Origin of the sequence: Parageobacillus sp. G301, from assembly GCF_030268025.1 — a bacterium.
In the GTDB taxonomy this organism is placed as follows: domain Bacteria; phylum Bacillota; class Bacilli; order Bacillales; family Anoxybacillaceae; genus Parageobacillus_B; species Parageobacillus_B toebii.
The window spans coordinates 575,440-600,725 of the sequence record NZ_BSDB01000001.1; the positions used below are offsets into that span (position 1 = coordinate 575,440).

Sequence of the window (25,286 nt, forward strand, 5' to 3'; positions counted from 1 at the left end):
ATTAATCCCTTTCTAGTTGGACGTACCATTGGTTTTTTATTTTTTTTGTCACAAGCAACGGCAACTTTAGCGTCCCCGTTTCCGATGCTAAATCCAATTCACGGTCACAATATAAGCAGATAAAACGATGTTCTAACTGGATATAATGCGGCATGACATGACAATGGGAACAAATGGCTTTTCTCGCTTTTATCTCGCCATTTTTTGCATAAACAGCAACAGGAACATGATGAACGTACTTCACTTCCGCCCCTTTTAATTCATTAGCATCGTATATCCCTAGAAGATGCCACTCATGATAAACGGATGAGAAAATTTCTTTCATTTTTTTTACTTCATCTTCTAATAATGGGGCCGAAGCTTCTTTAATGGTTTGAACTAAACTGTTCCGCATTTCTTTTAAAAACTGTAGGCGATTCATAAAGCTTCACACCACTTTTTCACTTGTTCAACCACTTTTTCTGCCAACTGAGGAAGTTGCGCTTGAACAATAGGTGATAATTGTAATCCAAGCTCAAGTGAAGCGGGTTGGACGCCAAACAAAATCATATGCTTGGGACTTGTTTCCCGAATTTTTGCTGCAAAGAGAACCTCTTGAAATCCTAATTGATGAATCGACATTTTAATTCCAAAGTAAGCAGGAATTTCATCATCGACAAGCGTCACGATCGTCCCTGCATCCTTTCCCGCATTCACCGCATCAACGACAATTAAATAATCCGTTTCTTCAATGATTCCTAACAATCTTATTCCATCTGTTGAACCTTCTATCACTTCCACGTTTTCGTAGGGAGAAAGCAGTTCTTCTAATAAAGGCAAAATATGAATGCCAACTCCCTCATCCGAATAGAGTAAATTCCCTATGCCAAGAACCGTAATCTTGCGTTTGCTTTTCATCCTATTCACCCAATGTTTCTTTTTTACGCTCAATCTTGTAGCCTGTGACAATAGAAGACATTGTGCCGTTTCGCTGTAAATAGTCTTCACGAAACGCCATGTAGACATGGACGATGGTAAAGATCACAAACCCCCATGCGACTAAATGATGCCATGATCGAACAGAGAAACTGTCCCCGCCAAACAAATGGGCAACCCACATAAACATTTTTCCGTAAATCGACTCCGGCTGTGGTTCAAATAATAAATAATAGCCTGTGAGAATCATAATGATGGAGCCAAGACCGATAAAAATCCAGTAACTTAATTGGGCAAGCGGGTTGTGACCGATATAATGTTTCTTTTTATTTTTTAAAAACAAATAATACTTAATAGTTTCCCATGTTTCTTTCCAGAAAGAGAGACGAAGCAAATTCGAAGTCGCATGTTCGTTTCCTTTATACACCCAATACCAGCGCACTGCCAAATTAATGGTGAAGACAAACGCGGTAAAAAAGTGGATATACCGCGCCCACCCCATTAAATAGGAATAATACGCTTCTTCTGGAATGGAAGCGGAAGCAAACGGGCGGCCGATAAACACACCCGTAATCATTAAAATGAAAATGGAAAACGCATTAATCCAATGGAAAAGGCGAACAGGCAACTCCCAGACGTACACTTTCACCATTTGATCATTGATCGGAATCGTTTTAGCCTTGCGCCGAGATTTTTTCCAAACTACTTTTACTGTTTCTTTTTCGATTTTTGGATTTGTCGGGATCGACATAATGCTTCCCCCCTACCCAATGTAAATATTAGTCGTTTGTTTTGAAACAACATCTGTTAAATGAACGGCACACGCTAAACATGGGTCAAACGAGTGAATAATGCGTAAAATTTCTAACGGTTTTTCTTTATCTAAAAGAGGTGTGCCTTTTAAAGAAGCCTCATATGCCCCCATTTGATTTTTATGATCGCGCGGTGAAGCGTTCCACGTTGTTGGTACAACCGCTTGATAGTTCTTTATTTTTCCATCTTCAATTTCAACCCAGTGGCCTAAAGACCCGCGAGGCGCTTCCATCCAGCCTACTCCTTTCGCTTTCTTCGGCCACGTTTCTGGTTCCCATTTTGTCCGGTCAAAGGTGATTTGGTCGCCATTTTTAATATTTTTTAATAATGCATCCATATCATCGCGCATCCATTTTGCAACAAGAATCGATTCTAATCCACGGGCAACCGTTCTTCCTAACGCTGATTGCATCGACTCAAACGACCAATTCAATTTCTTTAATGTGTCGTCTATTAAACTGACAAATTCGTCTCGTTTTAACGCATAGCCGATAAGCATACGCGCGAGCGGTCCTGTCTCCATCGGATGCTCTTTCCAACGCGGAGATTTAATCCAGCTGTACTTTTCATCTGTATTTAACGTTTTGAACGGAGGTTTTGGACCTGTGTAACGGAGCGATGTTTCCCCTTCCCACGGATGTTTGCCGATTCCGCCTTCTTTTCCGTCATAGGTATACCATGAATGATCAATAAACTCTTTCACTTGCTCTGGATCTTTTAAATCAACATCTAGCACTTCATGGAAGTTTCCGTTCAAAATCACACCGCGCGGGAAGCGGTAACGATTCACATCGCGGATATCTCCTGTTGAGAAATCACCATAACTAAAGTAGCTATTTAAGCCACCGCCGTATGTCCAATCTTTATAATAAGAACCGATGGCAAGCAAATCTGGGATATACACTTTATTAACAAATTCGATCGCCCCGTCAATAATTTGCGAAACATGCATCAATCGTTCCGCATGAACCGCATTGTCGCTATTAATATCGATCGGTGTCGCCATTCCACCGACAACATAGTGAGGATGAGGGTTTTTTCCGCCAAAAATCGTATGAATTTTAACAATTTCTTTTTGCCAATCAAGTGCTTCCAAATAGTGTGCAACCGCCAACAAATTGACTTCTGGCGGCAATTTATAAGCTTTATGTCCCCAATATCCGTTTGCGAAAATACCGAGCTGGCCGCTTTGTACGACTTTTTGGATTTTCGTTTGAATTTCTTTGAAATATCCCGGTGATGATTTTGGCCAGTCCGAAATGGATTGCGCAATGCGACTCGTTTCCTTTGGATCTGCTTTTAATGCACTTAATACATCCACCCAGTCAAATGCATGCAAATGATAAAAATGAACAACATGGTCGTGTAAAATAATAGCTGCGTTCATAATGTCGCGAATAAGATGGGCGTTTCTTGGGATTTTAATTCCAAGGGCATCCTCAACGGCGCGAATCGATGCTAACGCATGTACCGTTGTACAGACACCGCAAATCCGTTGCACATATGCCCATACATCACGAGGATCGCGATCGCGGACAATCAGTTCAATTCCTCGCACCGCTGTACCAGAGCTGAATGCATCTTGAATGACTCCATTTTCATCAACATCCACCTCAATGCGTAAATGACCCTCAATTCGCGCTACTGGATCTACAACAATTCGCTCTGCCATTTCCGTTCACCTCAATCGTTATGATTCTCTTGATCTTTTTTCTTTACCGCTGTGACCGCTGCATGTACGGCAACTCCTGCCGCCGTTACACCAGCTGCAATCGCACCAACCGTTTCTGGATTAATCGTCGTTTGTGATGCTGGGATTTTTGCGCGACGAACGTAAAATGGTCCGTTATCCCAGAATCCTTTCTCCGAACAGCCGATGCATGGATTGCCAGATTGAATCGGATAACTCACACCTCCGTTCCACCGCATTTCCGCACAAGAGTTGTATGTAGTTGGGCCTTTACAACCGAGTTTATACAAGCAATATCCTTGTTTTGCACCTTCATCATCAAACGACTCCGCGAACAGCCCTGCGTCAAAATACGCCCGACGATTGCATTTATCATGAACGCGATGACGGTAAAACGCTTTCGGTCTTCTTAGATGATCCAATTCCGGCAATGTACCAAATGTAATGATATGGGCAATAACCCCTGTCATCACTTCAGCAATCGGCGGACATCCGGGAACGACTATAATCGGCTTGTCCTTTACAAAGCGCGTAACTGGTTTTGCATTCGTTGGATTTGGATGAGCGGCTGGAATCCCTCCCCATGATGCACAACTTCCGTAAGCGATAATCGCTTTTGCGCCTTTTGCCGCTTCAATGAAAGTTTCTTTTGCCGACATACCGCCAACGGTCAAAAACGCATCATCCATTGGCAAGCTTCCTTCCACCGCCAATATGTACTCTCCATAATAGTCTTTCATCACATGTTTTCTCGCTTCTTCAATTTGATGTCCAGAAGCAGCAGACAAAACTTCTGTATATTCAAGCGAGATCATCTCAAAAAGCACACTTTCCACTTTTGGATGTGTAGAACGAATAAATGATTCCGAACATCCTGTACAGTCTTGAAACTGCAACCAAATGACTGGAACACGCGCGCTTTTTTCCATTGCCGCAACAACTTTATCTGTTTCCGAGAAATCCAACCCCATTGTTGCAGCTAGCGCCGTACACATCTTTACAAAATCGCGTCTTGTAAGCCCGCGATCTAAAACGGCTTCTAAAATTGTTTTTCTTTTCACGCAATTCCTCCCCTTTCTTTGATAGCGTTTCCACCTCACTATAACATATTTTTGACATTTTTGTGACACACACAGAAGTATTGTAACAAAATATTCTTAATTATATTAACATAGTGTTTATATTGAAAATACAAAAAAAGTGCCTTACATAATCAAGGCACTTTTGTTTACACGCTATTTTCCTTTTTTTTATAAACAAATTTCGAAATCGATATACTGATTTCATATAACAGTAAAAGCGGAATCGTCACAAGAAAATCGGAAATAAAATCAGGCGGCGTAATGGACACAGCGACAACAATGAGAACGAAATAAGCATACTTTCGAACTTTTTGCAGTGCATATGGATTAATGAGCCCAATGCTTGTTAAAAACATAACAATGACTGGAAGCTCAAATAAAACAGCGAACGGCAATGTCATATGCAGAACGAAACGAAAATATTTTTCGGTCGTAAACATCGTTGCAAACATGTCATTTCCTAATCCGACAAGAAAACGAAACACAATTGGCAAAACAACAAAATATCCAAAACAAAGCCCTAATACAAATAAGATAAACGTAGCTGGAATATAAGAGAGCGTAATTTTTCGTTCTTTTGGCGTCAATGCAGGCTTCACAAATAGCCATGTTTGCCAAACAAATATTGGAATGGTTAATGTAATCGCAACAACGCCAGCCAACATAAAGTAGATCCATAAAATATCCGTTGGTCCTAAAATGGTTAATTTAACCCCTAAATCTTGAATCATCCAACGATAAATGTCTTGTACAAAAACAAACCCTAACACCAAAAAAACAATAAACGCCGCAGCTACAATAATGAGCCGTTTTCTTAATTCATTTAAATGTTCCATTAACGGCATTTCCTGATCATATAATTGCTTTTCTTTCACGAATACAAGCACCAACCTTTTATTTCATTTTAGATTGAAAAACGGCAACGAAAGATGTTGCCGTTTCATCCAGCCGATATTATTTAACGCACTTCTTTTTTGTCATCTAATTCTTCTAACACCTCATCGCTCAGTCCTTTGGTTGATTTTTTAAATTCGCGTAACGTCTCTCCAAAAGCTCGTCCAATTTCCGGAAGTTTTTTCGGTCCAAAAATAACTAGCGCAATTAAGAGAATTAAAATTAAACCAGGTACACCGATATTGGAAAACATGGTGTCATCTCCTTTTGTTTTCATTCCGTATGCTTCTTTTATTTTATTGCTAATATATTTTTTTTTCAATTGAAAATTTTATGATATGTAAAAGGAAAACTACCTATTTGTGGAGCAAATTCGTACATAAAAAGCGATAAAAAAGGAGCTCATTGTCGAGCTCTTTGTTCTAGATCATGGATAAATTGATGCGTTTTGGGTGCGGTAAATTGTAAATGCTTGCGCGTATTCTCATTGTAGTAATAATAAGCAAACGATTCGGCAAAATATTCTTCCGGATACGTAAGGAAATAATAGTGACGTGGAAACAGTTTTGCTGCTTCTTCCTGCCAAATGGAACGGAAAGCCGCCGTTTCGTGAATATGATCGAACACGATATAATCGACGGAATGAGCAAACTCATGCAATTCCAAATTGACCGAACCGTGCCCTTTTCCCTTCTCGCTGTGGCCGATTTTAACGAGCACTAAATGTGAGCCGCCAAGCCCTGGGACATCGTCCCACGTTGCCGAAGAGGATAAATACCCGCGCGGCGTTTTCCCGCGTAAGTGTTTCGCCGACGGTTCATCGGTAATCTTCCCATCCAACAGCTGAATGTAAATATGATGATCCGCCGCTTTTTGTAATATGGATGGGTCTATATGAGCAATCGTATCAATCATTTTTTTCGCCTCATTATGGGAAAAGTTCGTTTCCGGAACAATGATCATCTTTCTTAATATATCGTACGGCATGGTATGTTTTATGTCCATATTGCTATCATCAAGCAAAACGCCGTGTGCGGCAGGATACGGGGAAAACGAAAGCAGCGGAACGATCGCCAACATTGTTATGATCCAAAAAAGAATCCGTTTCATGATCCTTTCCCCCGCTTCTATTGCTACAAATATGAAAATCTCTTTTTCTATTAAATTGTAACACACAAAAAAACGGGGACAAATGTGTAAAATAAGGAAGCGGGATCAGCGAGAAACGTTCATGGAAACGGAGCAAAAAGCTGTTCACGTCCGCCATTGCGGCGGCGTATTTTTATCCCAATAAATTTTTCCTAGCTCGTAATGGGTTTGGAAATTGTCGTGGCACGTATGGTAATGAAATTGAAACCAATACCCATCTTGCGGCGGGTGCTCGCGCCTGACGTGAAAACGGATAATATCCTCTCCTGTGTCGATGCGGTAAATATGAAAAATGCGCTCTCCCATTCCGCCCGATGGGTTTTCCGTCACCGCCAAATACTGCAGCTGTTCTTCCGGGTATTGCTCAGCAAGCGACGCAATCACTTCCTCAATGCGCGGCAAAATCACATCGCGAAACTCGCCTTCAATAACAGGGGCGATTTTACTCCCGAACTTTTCGTACGATTGCCTAGCAGCTTTCTCCATCGTCTGCTCAATAAATTGCTGCCGAGTCAAAACCGGCGCTTGCATTTCCTGCTCAGCTGTAACGGACGTAATTTGCGATTCGCTATGATTATTTTGCCAATCAGAAGACGGCGAATCATCTGACGCTGGTTCATCAGCAGCCATTAATGAAGAAGGCGGTGTGACAAGACCAAACGTACATACCGTGATCGCGACAACGAGCGTTTTTCTTAACCATTTTGGCAGCTTCACGCATTTTCACCTCACTTTGTAGAAAAAATTCCGCTTTGTTTCAACTTTTCTACTGCCCGCAATAGTTTGTCTTCTTCTTCTACAAGCGCAATACGCACATACCCTTCTCCGCTCGGTCCAAACGCATGACCGGGCGTAACGACGACACCAGCACGATCAATTAACGCATAGGTAAAATCAAGGGAATTCCATCCTTTCGGAATTTCCGCCCATATAAACATGCCCGCTTTCGGCCGGTCGACATGCCATCCAATCGAAGCAAGGCCGTCTACGAAGCAATCGCGGCGGGATTGATAAATAGCCCGGTTTTGTTCGCAAAATGACGCACCTTTTGTTAACGCCGCAATCGCGGCTTGCTGAATCGGCAAAAATATGCCGTAATCCAAATTCGATTTAAAATTGCTAAGGATGCGGATGATTTCTTCATTTCCGCAAATATAGCCAATGCGGCAGCCGGCCATATTGTAGCTTTTCGATAACGAATTGATTTCAATGCCAACCTCTTTCGCACCAGGCACCGATAAAAAGCTGATCGGCTTTTGTCCGTCGTAATACAGTTCGCTATAAGCAAAATCGGAGACAACGATAATGTTATATCGTTTTGCAAATTCAACCACTTCCCGGAAAAACGGTTCCGTTGCCAACGCAGGAACAGGATTCCCCGGAAAGTTTAAAAACATAAGCACCGCTTTTTCTGCTATCTCTTGCGGAATTTCCCGCAGATTTGGCAGGAAATCGTTTTCTTTTCGAAGCGGCATGAAATAAGGAACTGCTTCGGCCATCGCAATACCTGTTGCATATGCCGGATAGCCGGGATCAGGAACAAGAATAATATCCCCTGGGTCCGCAAATGCCATTGGCAGGTGAACAAGGCCGTCTTGTGAACCGATGACATACATGATTTCTGTTTCCGGATGAAGCGATACATGATGTGCTGTTTGATAATAAAACGCCACTGCTTCATGTAATTCGCGTGTACCTTTCAGCGTATATCCATATGCCTTTGGATCGCTCGCATAACGGCTAAGCGCTTCCATGACAAATGGCGGCGGCGGTAAATCTGGACTGCCGATACTTAAATCAATCATATCATTTTTTTCACTGCATTTTTGTTTTTTATAGATTGATAGTTCGCTAAAAATCGATGTGGAAAAAGCTTTCATACGCGTTGCCAACTTCATTGCTCCATCTCCCCCAACTTACGCATGGAAAAACGCTTTCTTTTTCCGCTTTAAATGATATATACTATGAATATATAAAGAATTATATAAATAGTGTATCATACTTTACCATAGAAAACATATAGAGAAAGGCGGGAAATAACATGAACACGATCTTTTTGGCGGCAAGCATTATTACGATTCTTTATTTTATTTATAGCTGTATTGCAAATGCATAAGAAAAACTCGCAGGTTGACTGCGAGTTTTTCTGTTAATCGATTTTTGTTTTCTTGCGGGCGGAGTCAAGTTCATATGCGCCCGTTTCTGTTTGCGTTGTTCCTTGTCCTTTCACGTTTGGAGCGCTTAATCCCGCTTTGGACGGATCTTTCTTCCGTTTCGGCATCACATGTCACCTCCGCCTTTAACGTTTCCTTTTCCGCCTGTTTCTATTCCTTTCTCGCCAGGCCGCTAACCCCCGCCACAACCATACGAAAGAAAGAAAAAAGGATGCCGACAAGCATCCTTAATCGCAATGTTTTTCAAACGCATTCATAATGTTTTCCATTACGGCTTCCATCGATTGAAACTCAATTTCCTCACGTGGAATAAAATGAACGACTTCCTTTCCTTTTAACAGAGCCATCGATGGAGAAGATGGTGCAATCCCAACGAAATACTCGCGCATTTTTGCCGTTGCTTCTCTATCCTGACCGGCAAACACCGTCACTAAATGATCTGGTTTTTTCTCGCTGTTTAAAACAGCCTGTGTTGCCGCTGGCCGTGCCAATCCCGCTGCGCATCCACAGACGGAGTTGATCACCACAAACGTCGTGCCTTCGACGTTTTCCATAAATTGTTCTACTTCTTCGCTCGTGCGAAGTTCGCGGAATCCGGCGTTCACCAATTCGTCGCGCATTGGCTGCACAAGCTGGCGCATATATTCTTCATAAGCCATGGACATAACACAATCCCTCCAAACCATTTTCGCTGGCATCAGAATACTATTTTATTTCCAAAAAATCAATGAAAATAACTGATACGATCGTACTTACGTTATAAATGATGCAAACATTACACATAAAGGCGTAAAAAGAAAAGGTGCGATCATGTGTAGCGTTCCTTTTCCAATTTTTATCACTGTTTACTATTGACCTTTTCTTCTGCTTTCCGTCATTTGTTTCCAAACCGATCCTTTCGCTTCCCCGCCGCCTTCAATGCGCTCGATCGCCATTTTCACTTGCATGCTCACTTCAAATTCCGGATCGTTTTCCGCTGCTTTTAGCGCTGGCAATGCCGATTCATCACCGACTTCATATAAAAACATGGCAGCGCGCCAACGGACAAGCTTGCTTGGGTCTTTCAGCGCCTCAATCATCACCGGAATCGCTTCCGGATCGCCGATGTCGGACAAACAGTCACCTGCGGTGCGGCGGACAGACACTGATTTATCTTTTAGCGCTTCATATAAATACGGCAATACTTTTTTACCGCCGATCATTCCTAAATACGCAGTTGCCAAGCGACGAATCGCCACCTTTTCATCTTTCAGGGCTTTCGCCAGCACCGGAATATCGTCTTCGCTCGGATCGGCCATTTGTTCTAGCGCCGCATACCGTTTCCGCCAATCCGGGTCATCTAGCATTTCCTTGGTAACTTTCACGCTTTGGCGCTTTTGCACCGTTTTTTCTTGCTCGCCGCGGCGAAACATTTGAACAATGCGCTCTAATCGTTCCGGCGGGTATGCTGCGGAAAGTTCTTCGACCATTTCATTGCCGATTTCTTCAAAGGTGCCGTAACGCACGCCTTTTTCCACCCATTTTCGTTCTAACACGATATTGCCCGCATATTTCTGCGCTTCAATGACCGCATCCATAAACTGTTTCGGAAGCCCAACGCGATGCTCTCGTTCCCCATCCGTTAATTTTACTTGCATCGGCAAACCGTACAACATTTGTACATATACTTTCACTTCACCAAAATGTTCATTTGTCTTTTTCGTTTCTTCTTGCTCGTTTTCCACCTCCTCTCCAAACACTTCACGCACTTGCGTTAAAATTCCTTTCCAATCGTATTTCGGGTTGCGCTCAATGGCCAAAAAATCGGCGACATGATAAATTCCTTTTACCCCTTCAATTTTCATTAGCTGTTGAATAAGAGGAGGTGCCGTATCGACGTTGTCCGGTTTATAATTATTTCTGGTGCCAGACGGCAGTTCCTCATCCAACAATACTTTCATCGTGTTTGGACTCGGAGTTGGTTCAATCGATTTAATTTTCAACAACGTTCCCTCCTTTTCTTTTTATGACGATTCTACGAGTTCTGATAACTCCGCCCAACGTTCTAAAAGCGAATCTAACTTTGCTGAAAGCTCTTCATATTCTTGTGAAAGCTGCTGAATTTTTTCATAATCGCTCGCATATGTTTCCATCTCTTCGGCTACTTGCTGCAATTTTGTTTCAAGTGCAGCGATGTTGGCTTCAATTTCTTCCCATTCTTTTTGTTCTTTAAACGTCAAACGGCGTTTCGTTTGTTTCCTTGGCGCTTTCGTTTCTTTTGGCGCTTGTTTTTCTTGCTTTTGCGTTGATTTCTTCTGCAACCGCTCTTCTAAATATGCGGAATATTCGCCAAAGTAAGTAGATATTCGTCCGTTTCCTTCTAAAATCAAAAGCTGGTCAGCTACTTTATCTAAAAAGTAGCGGTCATGTGATACGGTAACGACAACGCCAGGAAATGACTGCAAATAATCTTCAAGCACGGTCAACGTTTGCGTATCGAAATCGTTCGTCGGCTCATCGAGCAATAAGACGTTCGGTTCCGTCATCAACAAGCGCAATAAATATAAACGGCGTTTTTCCCCTCCGGACAGTTTGCGAATCGGCGTTCCGTGCATATGCATCGGGAACAGAAACCGCTCCAATAATTGTGCGGCGGAAATAACCGTTCCATCAACGGTGCGAATCGCATCGCCCGCTTCGCGAATATATTCGATGACTCGTTTCTGTTCGTCCATTTCCACATGCTCTTGCGTATAATAGGCAATTTTGACAGTCGGACCGATTTCCACCTCTCCTTCTTCCGGCTGCAGTCGTCCGGCGATCACGTTTAATAGCGTCGATTTTCCGCTTCCGTTCGGTCCGACGATGCCAATTCGATCGCCTGGTTTGATTAAAAAGTTAAATTGGCGAAAAAGCTGCTTTCCGCCGTACGATTGACTTACATGCTTTAGCTCAATGACTTTTTTGCCGAGCCGGCTGCCGCCTAGCGCGATATCAAGTTGGCTGCTTTTTTCTGTAACAAGCGACGATTCTAACTGCTCAAACCGCTTCAGACGCGCCTTTTGTTTCGTTGTCCGTGCTTTTGCTCCGCGTTTTACCCATTCGAGCTCACGGCGGTATAAATGATGCCGTTTTTCCACGGCAGTACGTTCTTGTTCTTCCCGAAGGGCTTTTGCCTCCAAAAATGCAGCATAATTCCCTACATACGTGTATAACTTGCCACGGTCCAGTTCAAAAATGCGATTGGTGACGCGGTCCAAAAAATAGCGATCGTGCGTGACAAACAACACCGCTCCTTGATAACGTGATAAATATTCTTCTAACCAACGAATGGCTTCATAATCAAGATGGTTTGTCGGCTCATCAAGAATCAGTAAATCCGGTGATTCAATGAGCGCCTGCGCCAGCGCTACCCGCCGTTTTTGCCCTCCTGACAGCTCGCCGATTCGTTTCGTCATATCAGAAATGCCTAGCTTTGTCAAAATCGCTTTTGCATTGGCATTCGCATCCCATGCATTTTGCGCATCCATTTGTTGCGAGAGGACATACAGGCGAGCCTGACGCTTTTCATCAAGGGGATGTTCTTCCAGCTCGGCAAGCGCCAACTCATATTCACGCAACAGGCGAATAAGAGGCGTATCCCGATGGAATACTTGTTCTAACACAGTAAAATCATGACGAAACTCCGGCTGCTGCGGCAAATAACCAATCGTGAAATCTTTTGGATAAGCAATTTGCCCTTCATCAGGCACATCTACCCCGGCAATAATGCGCAATAATGTTGATTTTCCAGCGCCATTGACGCCGATAATGCCAATGCGCTCCCCTTCTTTAATCGTAAAAGACAGTTGTTGAAATAACACTTTTTCTCCGTAGCTTTTTGCGATATTTTCCACCGTTAACATTTTCATGGCAACCATCCCACTCTCGCTTCTGCTTCTTCAGGCGCGGAATGCGGCGGAGCGTGGCATTGTACACTATAAAAAAGTGCCATTACTTTCTATTTTCTAGCGTACCGAAGCCACAAGAAAAACTTCTCCATCGCTTACCGCTTCCGTTTTCTTTCGCTATGGACAAAAAAACGTCTTCCACAGTGGAAAGACAGTTTTCCTCCTTTTTTTATAACCATTTTTCAATTTCGCTTTTTAACTCGCTCGGCTTCGTTTGTGAAGCAAAACGGGCGACCACATTTCCGTTTCGATCCACTAAAAACTTCGTAAAGTTCCATTTAATCGCCTTTGTTCCAAACACACCTGGTGCTTTTTCCTTTAAATACTGAAAAAGAGGATGAGCATTTTCACCATTGACATCGACTTTGGCAAACATCGGGAAAGTTACCCCGTAATTGACTTGGCAAAACTGCTCAATCTCTTCTTCCGTGCCCGGCTCTTGATGGCCAAATTGATTGCACGGAAAACCAAGAACGACAAAACCGCGGTCGCGGTACTGCTCATACAGCTCCTGCAGCTCTTTATATTGCGGAGTAAAGCCGCATTTGCTTGCCGTATTGACAATCAACAGCACTTTCCCTCTGTAATCTGCCAGCGACTGTTCTTCCCCGCGAATCGTTTTTACAGTAAAATCATAAACGCTCATCATTTTCACCTCTCTTTTCATCATAATGAATTTTCCGGCGTTTTTCCACTTCTAGGCCTTATAAAATGGCTGCAGCTGTTCAAGGGAATCGAGCATATACGGGATCATCGCCTGCAAATCATCGACATTGTCTTCATAAATAAGGCGGCCAAATTCGATCGTCACTTCGTTATGATATGCAGATTCTTCATTAGGAAAATCATGGCTTAAAGTTTGCCGAATAATTCGCTTGTCTCCCCAAATGCGAAGCAACGTGCTCTCAATAAGAGAACATGTTATATGCCGTCGGATCGGCAAAGAAAACGTAATCATCAGCTTGCATCCTGGGCGGACTGCGCGCTGAAGCAGTTCTTGCGCAATTTGTTCTAAGTCCATTTCCAATCGAATCGTACATGATATATTTTGTTTATGATCAGATGACAAACAAAATGTGATCGTATATGTACGCGAAAAGTGAGCCAAATCAACCATATCATGTCTATCTATTACAATGATCTCTCCCGCTAAATCAAGGTCATATACTGCTCCTTCGAGCACTGTTTTCAAATTATCAAATACAGTTGGATCAAACATCCAATCTCCCCTTTAAAATAAGCCGACAGCATTTCCGTTTTCATCGACGTTCATGTGAAGCGCCGCTGGCTGTTTTGGCAATCCTGGCATCGTCATCACATCTCCTGTCAATGCAACGAGAAACCCCGCGCCAATCGACGGCTTAAATTCGCGCACCGTAATCGTAAAATCTGTCGGCCTACCGAGTTTTGTCGGATCGTCAGAAAGCGAATATTGCGTTTTCGCCATGCAAATTGGAAGCTTGTCCCAGCCGAATTCCACAAACTGTTTGATTTGTTTTTGTGCTTTTGTAGAAAACTCGACATCTTTCGCCCCATAAACGATTTGGGCGATTTTGCGGATTTTCTCCGGAATTGGTTCGCTCACGTCATATAAAGGCGCAAAATGATTCGCTTCACTTTCGATCATTTGCAGAACCTTTTCCGCTAAATCAATGCCGCCTTCTCCGCCTTTTGCCCATACTTCTGTTAATGAAACAGGATATCCATTGCCGTTGCAAAAATCTGTAAGCGTTTTTATTTCGCGGTCGGTGTCACTCGTAAAACGGTTAATGGCAATCACAAACGGCAAGCCGAACGCTTGCACCGTTTCAATATGTTTTTGTAAGTTTGCTAATCCAGCTTGCAATGCCTCGACATTTTCCACATGCAATTCGTCTTTCGACATTCCGCCATGCATTTTTAACGCGCGAATGGTCGCGACAATGACGACTGCTTCTGGATGAATATCGGAAAGGCGTGCTTTAATATTCAAAAATTTCTCGGCCCCTAAATCAGCGCCAAATCCCGCTTCGGTTACGACGTAATCGGCGAGCTTTTGCGCCATCTTCGTCGCAATAACGCTGTTGCAGCCGTGTGCGATATTGGCAAATGGACCGCCATGTACTAACGCCGGAGTATGTTCGACTGTTTGTACTAAATTTGGCTTAAATGCATCTTTTAATAACAGCGTCAACGCCCCTTCTACGCCTAAATCGCCGACCGTTACCGGCTGTTTGTCCATATTGTATGCGACAACGATACGAGCGAGGCGCTGTCTTAAATCTTGCAAGTCAGTCGCTAAACAAAATACCGCCATCATTTCCGAGGCAACCGTAATATCAAATCCATCTTCCCGTGGCACTCCTTGCGTTGGTCCGCCTAAGCCGACAACGACATGACGCAGCGCCCGGTCGTTTAAATCAACGACACGTTTCCATACAATGCGGCGCGGATCGATGCGCAATTCGTTTCCATGATGAAGATGGTTATCGATGAAAGCGGCTAAGGCGTTATTCGCTGTTGTGATCGCATGAAAATCCCCAGTGAAATGAAGATTAATCTCGTCCATCGGCAGCACTTGCGAGTAACCGCCGCCTGTTGCTCCACCTTTAATTCCCATCGTCGGTCCAAGAGAAGGTTCTCGTATTGTAACGATCGCTTTTTTGCCAAGCCGCTGCAATGCTTGTCCTAATCCTACCGTTACGGTTGATTTTCCTTCCCCGGCCGGTGTTGGATTAATGGATGTTACTAAAATCACTTTTCCGTCCGGCTTCGTTGTCAACCGGTTCATAATGTTCAAGGAAAGTTTTGCTTTGTAGCGGCCATATGGCTCCCACTCGTCTTCTTGAAGACCTAAGCTTTCGGCAATGTCTTGAATGTGCTTCAACTTCGTGTGTTGTGCGATTTCCAAATCGGTCATCTGATTCGCCATTACTGCCATGATCTGCTCCCCCATCAATTTAATGAGCGTAAACATATACATTTTATCATTTGCGCAAATGGAAAAAAATTCGTTGAATAAAATTTGTAATGTTTTTATAATTAAGTTATTTAAAACAGAATGGAGGGTGAGACTGTTGCCAATCAATATTCCAAAAGATTTACCGGCAAAAGAAATACTAGAACAAGAAAATATTTTTGTAATGGATGAAGAACGAGCGTATTCTCAAGACATTCGTCCGTTAAATATAGTCATTTTAAATTTAATGCCGGAAAAAGAAAAAGCGGAAACACAGTTATTGCGTCTTCTTGGCAATTCGCCGCTTCAAGTGAATGTGACGTTTTTGCGCCCGGCAACACACGAACCGAAGACGACAAGCAAGCATCATCTCGAGCAATTTTATACCATCTTTCCACATATCCGCCATCGTAAGTTTGATGGAATGATTATTACCGGTGCTCCGGTTGAACAAATGCCGTTTGAAAAAGTAACATATTGGAGCGAACTCACAGAAATTATGGAATGGACGAAAACAAATGTGACATCAACGCTACATATTTGCTGGGGAGCGCAGGCGGGGCTTTATTATCATTACGGGATTCCGAAATACCCGCTTCCCCAAAAATGCTTCGGTATTTTCGAGCATTCGCTTGAAGTAAAAAATGTCAAACTATTGCGCGGGTTTGACGATGTGTTTCGCATGCCGCATTCACGTCATACCGACGTCAAACGCGAAGATATTGAAAAAGTGCCAGAACTGACGATTTTATCCGTTTCCGAAAAAGCCGGCGTATGTTTGGTTGCGTCCAATGATGGAAAACAAATCTTTTTAACCGGCCATCCAGAATACGACGCCACAACATTGAAAGAGGAATATGAACGCGATTTAGCCAAGGGGCTTCCAATTCACATTCCAGAATCGTATTTTCCAAACGACGATCCAACGAAAGAGCCGCTTAACACTTGGCGCTCTCATGCGAATTTATTGTTTGTCAACTGGCTGAACTATTACGTTTATCAAGAAACGCCATATGAGTGGGAATAAGTATATTCTTTTGAACAAAACAGCTATAATTCACTTATCTCTCCTAATAATTGCGTGGTCAAAATGTGGCCAAGAAGGCAGGAGGATGACTCCGCCTTCTTTTTTATTCTTACACTCGATGGTGCTGCCATTTTCGCGATAAAACAGCATGGTCAACATATAACTTTCCTTTTTCCCTTGCATAAAGCAAATAACCACTTATGATACTCTTTTTCCGTTGCATCGTGCATCAGGTTCGGGAAGAGAAGTTTTCGACGCTCCCTACTTGCAAATATTCCCCATTAAGGCAAGAACCCTTTCTGACTCAAATAGACTTGTTCATCGGGGAATACTTTTTTTAGTCTGTCATACACGATACGATATGCGGAAGGATCATACCATTCTTCCAAACCCAATTCTTTGTACATAGAAAAAATGCCTAAATTCTTGGTTCGTTTCCCTCCGCTGCCGTCTCCCATGAAATAATCATCCACACAGACACGATCGACTAATTTCTTTAATTTCTCCGGAAACTCTTCACTACTAGGCAACACAGGGGCGATCGTTGCTTGAGTCGGCACACCTGCATCTGCCAAAAGCTCGAGCGCCTTAAATCTAGCGCTGATCGGTGGAGCATAAGGAGTAAAGTGTTTACGTATATCTTCTCTGTCTGTTTCAATGGTCATGCTAACTCGGACTCTATCTTTTAAAAGAAGAAATAAGTCAATATCTCTACTTACTAGAGGACTCCGGGTCTGTACGAATAAAAAATCCGGTTGATTTTCCACCATTACTTCCAACAACGATCTTGTTACTTTCTCCTTATACTCGATAGGCTGATAAGGGTCTGTGCTAGATGACATAAAAATCGTCACTTTTCCTTTATTTTTTGCTTTTTCAAGTTCTTTGCGCAGTAAGTCTGCCGCTTTCTTTTTTATGTCTACCCAGGTTCCCCATTCCTCCTTACGAAACATCGAAACAGGCATTTGACGTACATAGCAGTATGAACAACCAAATGCACAACCAGTATATGGATTCAGAGAATGACTATAACCGGAAAGAAACCCTGTTCCTTTATTAAGAAGCGTTTTTGGGTATTTATAAAAAAACTCAACCTTCACGCTGAATCCCTCCAGAGGTTTTACATACACTCCGTGATGCTATTAGGTGTGCAAGGGGCTCCTTCTATAAGCAAACTTTCCAGCTACAGCAGCTGTTTCTTCATTTCCAAACCACCCCGATATCCTGTCAGTGTTCCATTTTTACCGATACCCCGATGGCAAGGCCCACAATTAAAACTGGATTGGCGCCAATAGCGGCTCCAACGGCACGCACCGAAGCCGGTTTTTGAATATAATTTGCAATTTCTGAGCAAAATACCGGTAATCTTTACGCCATAAAAAAATTTATCATCATAAGACGAATCGTTGTTCACGATCGCTTGCCACATTTCGTCTGTAATTCTTTCCTCACTTGTATCTGCTTCATTAGCGTTCTGAGCTGCGATTGGCATATTCTCATGTTCTTGCTGTGTTTTATTCTTCATTTGGTTCACCTCCACACACAGTATATACCGGATGATAGGCAAATGTATGTTTCCACAAATATAAAAGCAACATTTCAAAATTAAACCGACTACATTTCATGTTAAAACTAAGATTGCATTGCTATTGTTATGCGTGGGGGCATTTACATGAAAAATAGTATGTCTTATCCTGAGTGGGACGCCCCAAGCGTGAAAATTGGAGATGATCGATTTTTCCTATTGACAAATATAAAAAAAAGAACTATCCTAATTCGCGATTGTTCACGGAAACTTCCTATTCCTCGACAAAACTAGTCAAAGGATTCGACAGCCCCTAGAACGAAGTTAACAACATAGAATAAGACACATCTAGAAAGGAATGAGTGGCACATGAGAGCGGAACGGAGAAAGCAATGGAAAACGCATTGGCGCAAATACAAACATTTATATAAAGGTGCCCGAGTAGAACGCCGCAATAAATGGCGACAAAAATGGGAAGAAAAATATACGGCGAGCTAAAAAACCTTGGTAGTACACCAAGGTTTTTTCACTTTCTTTCTTACGATTGTCCCATGCATTTTCATACAATACGGCAGCTTTTGATAGGAAATGTACGGAAAATAGGTTACAACGGCATTAGTAACAGCTTTGCGTGAATGGTTGTGTTGTTTATCTTTTTTGCCGAGAAGCTCCCCACCTCTAAACGAAGCATAGGTGGGGGATGAATCGGCATTTTTTGTTTTTTTAGTTCTTACGCAACATAAATAACCACATAAACGTCAGTGCTTGTCTTAGTTCGATGGATAACTGCTGGACCAGCTTTTCGGGAACTCCCCGTTTATAAACACCTTGTCCATCGACAACATCCCAGCCGTTTTCCCTCGCTAATTGTTCAAACTCCCACGGCATCATTGTATTGCAAATAACCGGCTTTCCGTATAAACGAGGATAGCTGTTGACGCGCGGCGCAGCGGTCGGCCCAAGAATGCCGACACAAAAACAGCCACCTCGCTTCAACACCCGCTTTGCTTCTTTTAGCGCTTCAAGCGGCCGCTCCGTCCACTCCAACGAATTGATTGCCATCGCTCCGGAAAACGTTTCATCAGCAAACGGCAATTTCGTTAAGTCGCCTTGAATAAAGCGCAGCCTTTCGTTCTCTCCCCGCGCTTTCGCTTTTTCCACCATTTCGCTCGACAAATCGATGCCGATAACATCGTATCCTGTTTGATGCAGCTTCCACGCTCCATAACCATCCCCACACCCTAAATCAATGACATTGCTTCCTTTTGGAATATATGATGAAAGGAACGGAATAATCGTTTTCCGGCTTCCCCGCTCCCACATCTCTTCACTGCTTTGATGCCAAAAATCCGCTCTTTCGTCCCACTGTTTTTCCGCTTCTTTATGCCAGTCAAAAATGACCATCGTAACACCTCGTTCGAATAAAAATTGTCCTTTTACAAAAAATAATAATGCTGAAAGAAGGAGTGATTGTTCATGAACGGACAAGAAACATTTGTCGCTGTCCAAAAAAATCATCAAGGAGACATCATTGGATTTAAAACATCCAAAGGGCGCGTATTATCGTATCGCAAAGCATTAATGGAAGTGGAAAACGGTGCGATTACCGGTGTCCATGTCGTTACCGAACACGATGGAGAACAATATATACGCTCCAATCCCGACAGAGATGCCTCCAACAATCTTGATCAACTTCCTACGTTTTCCTAATACTTATTTGTGGAAAGGACGTGCTAGCACATGACAAAAAGACCGAATAAAGGAAGCAAAAATCAGAACGCACCGACACAAGACGAAATGTCGCTCTTAAACAGTCCAATCTCAGGCGACAACAGCAAAGGAAATAAACGTAATAAATCGCAAAACGACAAAACAGATCTTTATGAATGAATCAGAGAAGGGATGAGCTAAAGCTCAATCCCTTTCATTGCCGTAACGCCTTTCTCATAATCGTGTTTGATCAGTTTCATCTCCGTAACAATGTCAGCTGCCTCGATTAATTTCCTATTCGCCGAACGGCCGGTAATAACTAAATGAAGATCAGGTGGACGCTTTTCCATCAATCGAAGTACGTCTTGAACGGAGACGATATCATCGACCGGAAACCGGTCAATCGCAAGCGCATTGTTCAGTTCATCTAAAACAATCAAGTCGTACATACCCGATAACACTTTTTCTTTCGTAAATTCCCATGCCGCTTTCAATGCCTGACGATGCACTTCGGGCGTTTTCGTCCACGTAAACCCGGCGCCCATTTGATACATTTCGATCCCGAGTTTTTGAAATATAAGATGCTCTCCATACGTTCGTTCCGGTGACTTAATAAACTGAATGACGGCGACTTTTTTCCCTCTTCCCGCCGCTCGTATCGCCAATCCGAGAGCGGCGGTCGTTTTTCCTTTTCCATCCCCCGTGTAAACGATGATGCGCCCTTTCTTTTTATATGGTGGCAACCGTCTCACCCCGGTCCATCTCAGCGAACCATTGAATCGTTTCACGAAGCCGAACGACCTCTCCGACAAGAATAATCGCTGGGTGGGAAAGATTCGCTTTCTTGACGATATCGGCAATCGTCTGCAGCGTGCCGACAGCCGTTCGCTGTCTCCGTGTCGTTCCCCATTCGATCACCGCCACAGGAGTATTCGACGGCTTTCCATGTTCGATTAGTTTTTGGCAAATATACGGCAAATTGCCGACACCCATATAAAAGGCAATCGTATCGCTTCCTTTCGCCAACCCTTCCCAATGAAGACGGTCATCTCCCTTTTCTTGACGGCCGTGACCGGTAACAATGGTAAACGAAGCAGCATATTCCCGGTGTGTAACCGGTATGCCGGCATAAGCGGCAGCTGCGATTCCCGCCGTCACGCCAGGAACGATTTCAAACGGAATGCTGTGCTGCGCAAGCACCTCTGCTTCTTCCCCAGCCCGTCCAAAGACGCAAGGATCGCCTCCTTTTAGACGAGTGACGATTTTTCCTTGTTTTGCTTTTTCGACTAACAGCTCGTGAATCCGCTCTTGAATGAGCGCGTGCTTTCCCGGCTCTTTTCCGCAGTAAATTAACTCAGCGCCGATTTTGGCGTATTTCAGTAATTTTTTATTAATCAACCGGTCGTAAATAATGACGTCAGCTTGTTGAATACATTCCAATCCATAGACAGTGATTAGCTTTTCATCACCGGGACCGGCACCAACGATATATACTTTTCCATTTGTCATGATTGTTTTCCTGCTCCTTCTACAGAATTTGAAATATGGGCAGAAGCAAATGTCGCCATTTCTTTTATCATCGCTGTCGCAAATGCCAGCAGCGGAAATGCAACAGCCGCACCGCTGCCTTCGCCAAGTCGCATGCTTAAATCGATAAGCGGCTCTTTCCCTAATAATTCAAGAGCAATTTGATGGCCAATTTCTTGAGAACGATGACCGGCAATCATATAATCGGCAACATTCGGAGCAAAAAGCTTAGCTACAAGTGCAGCAATGGTACAAATAAATCCGTCCAATAAAATCGGAACGCGCCGCTCCGCTGCCGCTAGCATCGCCCCCACCATCGCGGCGATTTCCAAGCCACCGATTTTGGATAATAAATCAATCGGTTTAGACGGATCAGGCTGATGAAGTGACAACGCGCGGCGAATGACATTGACTTTATGCGCAATCTTCTCTTCCGAAATGCCTGTTCCTCTTCCGACAAGTTGTTCAATTGGCTTGCCGCTCACCGCCGCTAAAATCGCACTTGCAGTAGTCGTATTGCCGATGCCCATTTCACCGACAATGAGAGTACGCGCTCCCTTGCCGATTATTTCCTTTGCTTGTTCGTAACCAACTTTTAGTGCTTGTTCCGCTTCCGCATTGCTCATCGCTTCCATTTTGCAAAAATTGTTTGTCCCGTACCGCACTTTCTTGGAAACTACTGCTTCATGTTCAATTGGTGAAGCGACCCCAACATCAATAACGGCAAATATTGCGCCAATTTGCCGGCTGAATACGTTAATCGCCGCACCGCCTTGAACAAAATTCCACACCATTTGTGCCGTCACTTCTGGCGGAAACGCTGACACCCCTTCTTTCGCAACACCATGATCAGCCGCAAACACAAGGATACCCGGCGGCGAAACATCAGGAAATTTGTTCCCTGTCATTTCCGCCAGCTCCACCGCTAACTGTTCCAAACGGCCAAGGCTGCCAGCCGGTTTTGTCAATTGGTCGACGTGAGCGCATACCTCTTTTCCTGTTTTTTTATCAAGCTTTGGAATCGAAAATAACATTACACATCCCTCCTTTGAAACATATACATTTTTTCTTCGATTTCTTCGATGCAGACGTGCCGCTTCACATGATCAGCAAGACGATCAAAAGCTTGTTCTCTTATAGTACGGAATGACTGGCGCCCGTAAATAGGCGCTAATCCTTTCTCGCGGCGAATTTTGTTTAATAATGCCTCACGAAACGCATCGTTATGAAAAAGATCGTGAAAATAGGTACCTATCACCCGTTCATCCTCGCTTTTACCGCCTTCTTTCCGCCCGTGCATCTCAATAAGAGAAATATGCCCTGCTAACGGTTCAGAGCGGCCCATATGAATCTCATATCCTTTCACAGCAAACCGCTCGCCGGAAAATGTTACGATTCCTTCCGATAGAATCGTCGTTTTTTCGCGCTCAAGCGTCGTTTCAATCGGAAGGAGATTCAATCCGGCAATTTCCCGCAGCGGTGTTTCCACACCAAATGGATCACGGATACGAGCACCTAACATTTGATAACCGCCGCATATTCCGATAATCGTCACACGGTGATGTTTGTTGAGCTGTGCAATTTGCTCCGCAATCCCGTTTTTCTTCATATATAATAAGTCTTCAATGGTGTTTTTACTGCCCGGCAAAATCAACAAATCTGGCTTCCCAAGCTGTGATGCCGTCGTCACAAAGCGGACGTGGCAGTCCGGTTCGGTCAAAAATGGATCAACATCTGTGAAATTAGATATTTTCGGATATCGAATAACAGCAATATCAATGTCTTTATCCGGATTTACGGCTGTGGACATTTGTTCTAAACTAACGGAGTCTTCCGCGTCAATATGTAAATCTTCTAAATATGGAACGACGCCTAACACCGGAACGCCGGTATATTGTTCGAACCAATCGAGCCCCGGTTTCAATAGTGCCAAATCGCCGCGGAACTTATTAATGATCACGCCGATGATCCGCTTGCGATCTTCTTTGTCAAGCAACTGCAATGTTCCTACTAAACTGGCAAACACTCCACCGCGTTCAATATCGCCAATCAGCACGACCGGTGCGTTTGCCATCCGAGCGACGCGCATGTTGACAAGTTCGCGGTCGTTTAAATTAATTTCTGCCGGACTTCCCGCTCCTTCGATTACAAGCCGGTCGTATTCATTCATTAAAACATCGAGCGACTCGCGGATAATCGCCAGCCCCTTTTCAAAAAATTCGCCGCGGTACGCGAACGCCTGCATATTTTTATACGGCTTTCCATGCACAACGATTTGCGATTCATGCTCACGGCTCGGTTTAATTAAAATCGGATTCATATCCGTCGTCGCGACAACTCCGGCCGCTTCCGCCTGTATCCCTTGCGCCCGCCCGATTTCTTTTCCATCAACCGTCACATACGAGTTAAGAGACATGTTTTGCGATTTAAACGGCGCCGTTTTCCAGCCATTTTGTGCGAAAATTCGGCAAAACGCCGTGGCAATAATGCTTTTTCCCGCATCGGAATGCGTTCCTTGAAACATAATCGGCAACGCTTTAGCCATGGTCTTTCACCTTCTTGCATTTCGTTAGCCAATTTTCGACCATTTGCGGACAAGACGCAAAATGAAAATGGACATATCCTGCAATTAAGTTTCGATGCTGATAGCCATCTTTTTTCGCACCGCGCAACCCCGTTGTTTCATAGGCAAACGGAATCTCGCCGCGCGCTTCGTACGTGGAATAATGAAACTCATGCCCCCGCGCTCGCAGACCTTCCGGAAGCAAAAAGTTTCCTGGTTCTCCTTTCACCTCACGATATCCAAGCGCTACAAGCTTCGGATGCATGACAATCCGTCCCGGAATGACGCCAACCATGTCATAATGCACACCGTCCGTCGTTTCAATGCCTTCGGTTAAAAACATAAACCCCCCGCATTCCGCCAATGTCGGAAGCCCGCTTTCGATCGCGGTTTTGATCGACTGTTTGACATTTTGTTGCTCGGACAGCTGTTTTGCGAACTCTTCGGGAAATCCGCCGCCGATATATATCCCATGTACCCCATTTGGCAGCGGCTCGCCGGCAAGCGGGGAGAAAAAGACTAACTCGGCGCCATATGCTTGTAACAGCTCTAAATTTTCCGGATAGTAGAAATGAAACGCCGCATCTTTTGCGACCGCAATCCGTACATCATACGATTTACTTATATCGAAATACGATTGTGGAACATTTAATGCTGGGGCTTCCGCCAGCTCTAACAACGCGTTAAGATCCACCGTCTTGGCAACGCGCTCGCCTAATTCTATAAAAAAGTGATCTAATTCCCCGCGCTCAATCGATGGAATGAGCCCTAAATGACGTTCTGGAATGTGAAGCGCATCATCTTTGGTTAAAAATCCGATCACGGGAATGCCGCATTCTTGTTCAATTGCCGTTTTCACAAGACGAAAATGCCCTTCGCTACCGACGCGGTTGGCAATCACTCCCGCAATGCGCACGCGTTTATCAAACGTTTGAAAGCCGCGGACAACTGCTGCCGCGCTCCGTGCCATGCCGGCGCAGTCGACGACCAATAGCACCGGGCTATTCGTTAATACACTGATTTCCGCCGTCGTTCCTTCGTTTGTTGTCGGCCGCTTCCCGTCAAACATCCCCATGACTCCTTCAATAATAGCGATGTCTGCCCCTTCACAGCCTTTTGCGCAAATCGCTTGAACCGCTTCGTGCCCAACCATCCAGCTGTCCAAATTGCGCGACGGTCTGCCCGTGACAGCGGTATGATAGGTTGGGTCAATATAATCTGGGCCGCATTTAAACCCTTGTACAATGTAGCCTTTTTGTTTTAACGCCGCCATCAATCCAATCGTTATGGTCGTCTTGCCAACGCCGCTTCCCGTCCCGGCGATTACGATTCTTCTCATGTTGTTTTCCC

At 43.9% G+C, this 25,286-nt stretch carries 28 protein-coding genes and 2 pseudogenes; 4 read left to right on the forward strand and 26 right to left on the reverse strand.

The annotated features are described in order from the left end of the window. Window position 1: 1 nt before the first annotated feature. The 17 genes from QSJ37_RS03065 to QSJ37_RS03145 form a co-directional block, all read right to left on the reverse strand. A complete protein-coding gene (locus QSJ37_RS03065) occupies window positions 2–421 on the reverse strand; it encodes a 2Fe-2S ferredoxin (protein ID WP_285753628.1) in 420 nt (139 codons plus the stop codon). Further along, window positions 418–897, reverse strand: a complete 480-nt coding sequence (locus QSJ37_RS03070) for a HyaD/HybD family hydrogenase maturation endopeptidase (RefSeq protein ID WP_285753629.1) — start codon at window positions 895–897, stop codon at window positions 418–420. The genes QSJ37_RS03065 and QSJ37_RS03070 overlap by 4 nt, the downstream gene beginning before the upstream one ends. A 1-nt stretch (window position 898) precedes the next feature. Beyond that, window positions 899–1,666 (reverse strand): Ni/Fe-hydrogenase, b-type cytochrome subunit, encoded by a 768-nt coding sequence (gene cybH, locus QSJ37_RS03075; protein ID WP_285753630.1) that lies wholly within the window; start codon window positions 1,664–1,666, stop codon window positions 899–901. 12 nt (window positions 1,667–1,678) lie between these two features. Beyond that, the gene (locus tag QSJ37_RS03080; protein WP_285753631.1) at window positions 1,679–3,400 is read right to left on the reverse strand and encodes a nickel-dependent hydrogenase large subunit; all 1,722 of its coding nucleotides are present in this window, start codon (window positions 3,398–3,400) and stop codon (window positions 1,679–1,681) included. Window positions 3,401–3,411: 11 nt separating this feature from the next. Next, window positions 3,412–4,479: a hydrogenase small subunit gene (locus tag QSJ37_RS03085; protein WP_285753632.1), complete on the reverse strand. Its 1,068-nt coding sequence runs from the start codon at window positions 4,477–4,479 to the stop codon at window positions 3,412–3,414. 167 nt (window positions 4,480–4,646) lie between these two features. Then, on the reverse strand, window positions 4,647–5,345 hold the full coding sequence (gene tatC / locus QSJ37_RS03090) for a twin-arginine translocase subunit TatC (protein WP_285754740.1): 699 nt from the start codon (window positions 5,343–5,345) through the stop codon (window positions 4,647–4,649). Between the two features lie 113 nt (window positions 5,346–5,458). Further along, window positions 5,459–5,647, reverse strand: a complete 189-nt coding sequence (locus QSJ37_RS03095; protein WP_285754741.1) for a twin-arginine translocase TatA/TatE family subunit — start codon at window positions 5,645–5,647, stop codon at window positions 5,459–5,461. Between the two features lie 149 nt (window positions 5,648–5,796). Continuing rightward, window positions 5,797–6,504 (reverse strand): anthrax toxin lethal factor-related metalloendopeptidase, encoded by a 708-nt coding sequence (locus QSJ37_RS03100; RefSeq protein ID WP_285753633.1) that lies wholly within the window; start codon window positions 6,502–6,504, stop codon window positions 5,797–5,799. A 144-nt stretch (window positions 6,505–6,648) separates the two neighbouring features. After that, complete coding sequence (locus tag QSJ37_RS03105) at window positions 6,649–7,260, reverse strand: YpjP family protein (protein ID WP_285753634.1); 612 nt, start codon at window positions 7,258–7,260, stop codon at window positions 6,649–6,651. A gap of 11 nt (window positions 7,261–7,271) precedes the next feature. Continuing rightward, a complete protein-coding gene (locus QSJ37_RS03110; RefSeq protein WP_285753635.1) occupies window positions 7,272–8,441 on the reverse strand; it encodes an LL-diaminopimelate aminotransferase in 1,170 nt (389 codons plus the stop codon). Window positions 8,442–8,692: 251 nt separating this feature from the next. Next, window positions 8,693–8,824 (reverse strand): YuzL family protein, encoded by a 132-nt coding sequence (locus QSJ37_RS03115; protein WP_015863829.1) that lies wholly within the window; start codon window positions 8,822–8,824, stop codon window positions 8,693–8,695. Between the two features lie 120 nt (window positions 8,825–8,944). After that, the gene (locus tag QSJ37_RS03120; RefSeq protein WP_285753636.1) at window positions 8,945–9,382 is read right to left on the reverse strand and encodes a BrxA/BrxB family bacilliredoxin; all 438 of its coding nucleotides are present in this window, start codon (window positions 9,380–9,382) and stop codon (window positions 8,945–8,947) included. A 183-nt stretch (window positions 9,383–9,565) separates the two neighbouring features. Further along, window positions 9,566–10,699: a conserved virulence factor C family protein gene (locus QSJ37_RS03125; RefSeq protein ID WP_285754742.1), complete on the reverse strand. Its 1,134-nt coding sequence runs from the start codon at window positions 10,697–10,699 to the stop codon at window positions 9,566–9,568. A gap of 21 nt (window positions 10,700–10,720) precedes the next feature. Further along, a complete protein-coding gene (locus QSJ37_RS03130) occupies window positions 10,721–12,607 on the reverse strand; it encodes an ABC-F family ATP-binding cassette domain-containing protein (RefSeq protein WP_285753637.1) in 1,887 nt (628 codons plus the stop codon). Window positions 12,608–12,815: 208 nt separating this feature from the next. Further along, window positions 12,816–13,292: a glutathione peroxidase gene (locus tag QSJ37_RS03135; protein ID WP_285754743.1), complete on the reverse strand. Its 477-nt coding sequence runs from the start codon at window positions 13,290–13,292 to the stop codon at window positions 12,816–12,818. A 51-nt stretch (window positions 13,293–13,343) separates the two neighbouring features. Continuing rightward, window positions 13,344–13,865, reverse strand: a complete 522-nt coding sequence (locus QSJ37_RS03140; protein WP_285753638.1) for a hypothetical protein — start codon at window positions 13,863–13,865, stop codon at window positions 13,344–13,346. A gap of 12 nt (window positions 13,866–13,877) precedes the next feature. Then, window positions 13,878–15,566 carry a formate--tetrahydrofolate ligase gene (locus tag QSJ37_RS03145; protein WP_285753639.1) on the reverse strand — a complete coding sequence of 563 codons (1,689 nt, stop codon included), beginning with the start codon at window positions 15,564–15,566 and terminating at the stop codon, window positions 13,878–13,880. Between the two features lie 136 nt (window positions 15,567–15,702). Between QSJ37_RS03145 and metA the strand changes: the two genes are divergently transcribed. Next, window positions 15,703–16,611, forward strand: coding sequence for a homoserine O-acetyltransferase MetA (gene metA, locus QSJ37_RS03150; protein WP_285753640.1), 909 nt, complete (start codon window positions 15,703–15,705; stop codon window positions 16,609–16,611). 281 nt (window positions 16,612–16,892) lie between these two features. Here the strand turns inward: metA and QSJ37_RS03155 are convergent, their stop codons facing one another. The 3 genes and pseudogenes from QSJ37_RS03155 to QSJ37_RS17920 all read right to left on the reverse strand — a co-directional run. Next, on the reverse strand, window positions 16,893–17,711 hold the full coding sequence (locus tag QSJ37_RS03155; protein WP_285753641.1) for an SPL family radical SAM protein: 819 nt from the start codon (window positions 17,709–17,711) through the stop codon (window positions 16,893–16,895). 83 nt (window positions 17,712–17,794) lie between these two features. Next, window positions 17,795–17,961, reverse strand: a pseudogene (locus QSJ37_RS03160) (methylated-DNA--[protein]-cysteine S-methyltransferase); the annotation flags it as partial. Continuing rightward, a pseudogene (locus QSJ37_RS17920) lies at window positions 17,948–18,103 on the reverse strand (Ada metal-binding domain-containing protein); the annotation flags it as partial. The pseudogenes QSJ37_RS03160 and QSJ37_RS17920, both read right to left, overlap by 14 nt. Before the next feature lie 402 nt (window positions 18,104–18,505). On the opposite strand from QSJ37_RS17920, the gene QSJ37_RS03170 reads away from it, so the two are divergent. Then, entirely contained in the window at window positions 18,506–18,634 is a 129-nt protein-coding gene (locus tag QSJ37_RS03170; RefSeq protein WP_255265189.1) for a hypothetical protein, read from the forward strand. A 225-nt stretch (window positions 18,635–18,859) separates the two neighbouring features. Here the strand turns inward: QSJ37_RS03170 and QSJ37_RS03175 are convergent, their stop codons facing one another. After that, a complete protein-coding gene (locus tag QSJ37_RS03175; RefSeq protein ID WP_285753642.1) occupies window positions 18,860–19,540 on the reverse strand; it encodes a class I SAM-dependent methyltransferase in 681 nt (226 codons plus the stop codon). Between the two features lie 72 nt (window positions 19,541–19,612). On the opposite strand from QSJ37_RS03175, the gene QSJ37_RS03180 reads away from it, so the two are divergent. Both QSJ37_RS03180 and QSJ37_RS03185 read left to right on the forward strand, forming a co-directional pair. Next, window positions 19,613–19,846, forward strand: coding sequence for a DUF3892 domain-containing protein (locus tag QSJ37_RS03180; RefSeq protein WP_285753643.1), 234 nt, complete (start codon window positions 19,613–19,615; stop codon window positions 19,844–19,846). Between the two features lie 30 nt (window positions 19,847–19,876). After that, window positions 19,877–20,026 (forward strand): hypothetical protein, encoded by a 150-nt coding sequence (locus QSJ37_RS03185; RefSeq protein ID WP_285753644.1) that lies wholly within the window; start codon window positions 19,877–19,879, stop codon window positions 20,024–20,026. 17 nt (window positions 20,027–20,043) lie between these two features. Here the strand turns inward: QSJ37_RS03185 and cobO are convergent, their stop codons facing one another. From cobO to QSJ37_RS03210, 5 genes are read right to left on the reverse strand one after another with little or no spacing between them, the layout of a single operon-like run. After that, window positions 20,044–20,589 carry a cob(I)yrinic acid a,c-diamide adenosyltransferase gene (cobO, locus tag QSJ37_RS03190; RefSeq protein ID WP_062678665.1) on the reverse strand — a complete coding sequence of 182 codons (546 nt, stop codon included), beginning with the start codon at window positions 20,587–20,589 and terminating at the stop codon, window positions 20,044–20,046. Beyond that, complete coding sequence (cobA, locus tag QSJ37_RS03195) at window positions 20,576–21,355, reverse strand: uroporphyrinogen-III C-methyltransferase (RefSeq protein WP_015863818.1); 780 nt, start codon at window positions 21,353–21,355, stop codon at window positions 20,576–20,578. The genes cobO and cobA overlap by 14 nt, the downstream gene beginning before the upstream one ends. After that, on the reverse strand, window positions 21,352–22,407 hold the full coding sequence (gene cobT / locus QSJ37_RS03200) for a nicotinate-nucleotide--dimethylbenzimidazole phosphoribosyltransferase (RefSeq protein WP_285753645.1): 1,056 nt from the start codon (window positions 22,405–22,407) through the stop codon (window positions 21,352–21,354). The genes cobA and cobT overlap by 4 nt, the downstream gene beginning before the upstream one ends. Beyond that, window positions 22,407–23,918: a cobyric acid synthase gene (locus QSJ37_RS03205; protein WP_285753646.1), complete on the reverse strand. Its 1,512-nt coding sequence runs from the start codon at window positions 23,916–23,918 to the stop codon at window positions 22,407–22,409. Before QSJ37_RS03205 ends, cobT begins: the two co-directional genes overlap by 1 nt. Further along, window positions 23,911–25,275 carry a cobyrinic acid a,c-diamide synthase CobB gene (locus tag QSJ37_RS03210; protein ID WP_285753647.1) on the reverse strand — a complete coding sequence of 455 codons (1,365 nt, stop codon included), beginning with the start codon at window positions 25,273–25,275 and terminating at the stop codon, window positions 23,911–23,913. The genes QSJ37_RS03205 and QSJ37_RS03210 overlap by 8 nt, the downstream gene beginning before the upstream one ends. Between the last annotated feature and the right edge of the window lie 11 nt (window positions 25,276–25,286).

Coding starts and splice junctions, on each gene's coding strand:
- QSJ37_RS03065 (WP_285753628.1), bottom strand. CDS start 421: ATGAATCGCCTACAGTTTTTAAAAGAAATGCGGAACAGTTTAGTTCAA.
- QSJ37_RS03070 (WP_285753629.1), bottom strand. CDS start 897: ATGAAAAGCAAACGCAAGATTACGGTTCTTGGCATAGGGAATTTACTC.
- cybH (WP_285753630.1), bottom strand. CDS start 1,666: ATGTCGATCCCGACAAATCCAAAAATCGAAAAAGAAACAGTAAAAGTA.
- QSJ37_RS03080 (WP_285753631.1), bottom strand. CDS start 3,400: ATGGCAGAGCGAATTGTTGTAGATCCAGTAGCGCGAATTGAGGGTCAT.
- tatC (WP_285754740.1), bottom strand. CDS start 5,345: ATGCCGTTAATGGAACATTTAAATGAATTAAGAAAACGGCTCATTATT.
- QSJ37_RS03095 (WP_285754741.1), bottom strand. CDS start 5,647: ATGTTTTCCAATATCGGTGTACCTGGTTTAATTTTAATTCTCTTAATT.
- QSJ37_RS03100 (WP_285753633.1), bottom strand. CDS start 6,504: ATGAAACGGATTCTTTTTTGGATCATAACAATGTTGGCGATCGTTCCG.
- QSJ37_RS03110 (WP_285753635.1), bottom strand. CDS start 8,441: ATGAAGTTGGCAACGCGTATGAAAGCTTTTTCCACATCGATTTTTAGC.
- QSJ37_RS03115 (WP_015863829.1), bottom strand. CDS start 8,824: ATGCCGAAACGGAAGAAAGATCCGTCCAAAGCGGGATTAAGCGCTCCA.
- QSJ37_RS03120 (WP_285753636.1), bottom strand. CDS start 9,382: ATGTCCATGGCTTATGAAGAATATATGCGCCAGCTTGTGCAGCCAATG.
- QSJ37_RS03130 (WP_285753637.1), bottom strand. CDS start 12,607: ATGAAAATGTTAACGGTGGAAAATATCGCAAAAAGCTACGGAGAAAAA.
- QSJ37_RS03135 (WP_285754743.1), bottom strand. CDS start 13,292: ATGAGCGTTTATGATTTTACTGTAAAAACGATTCGCGGGGAAGAACAG.
- QSJ37_RS03140 (WP_285753638.1), bottom strand. CDS start 13,865: ATGTTTGATCCAACTGTATTTGATAATTTGAAAACAGTGCTCGAAGGA.
- QSJ37_RS03145 (WP_285753639.1), bottom strand. CDS start 15,566: ATGGCAGTAATGGCGAATCAGATGACCGATTTGGAAATCGCACAACAC.
- QSJ37_RS03170 (WP_255265189.1), top strand. CDS start 18,506: ATGAGAGCGGAACGGAGAAAGCAATGGAAAACGCATTGGCGCAAATAC.
- QSJ37_RS03175 (WP_285753642.1), bottom strand. CDS start 19,540: ATGGTCATTTTTGACTGGCATAAAGAAGCGGAAAAACAGTGGGACGAA.
- QSJ37_RS03180 (WP_285753643.1), top strand. CDS start 19,613: ATGAACGGACAAGAAACATTTGTCGCTGTCCAAAAAAATCATCAAGGA.
- QSJ37_RS03185 (WP_285753644.1), top strand. CDS start 19,877: ATGACAAAAAGACCGAATAAAGGAAGCAAAAATCAGAACGCACCGACA.
- cobA (WP_015863818.1), bottom strand. CDS start 21,355: ATGACAAATGGAAAAGTATATATCGTTGGTGCCGGTCCCGGTGATGAA.
- cobT (WP_285753645.1), bottom strand. CDS start 22,407: ATGTTATTTTCGATTCCAAAGCTTGATAAAAAAACAGGAAAAGAGGTA.
- QSJ37_RS03205 (WP_285753646.1), bottom strand. CDS start 23,918: ATGGCTAAAGCGTTGCCGATTATGTTTCAAGGAACGCATTCCGATGCG.
- QSJ37_RS03210 (WP_285753647.1), bottom strand. CDS start 25,275: ATGAGAAGAATCGTAATCGCCGGGACGGGAAGCGGCGTTGGCAAGACG.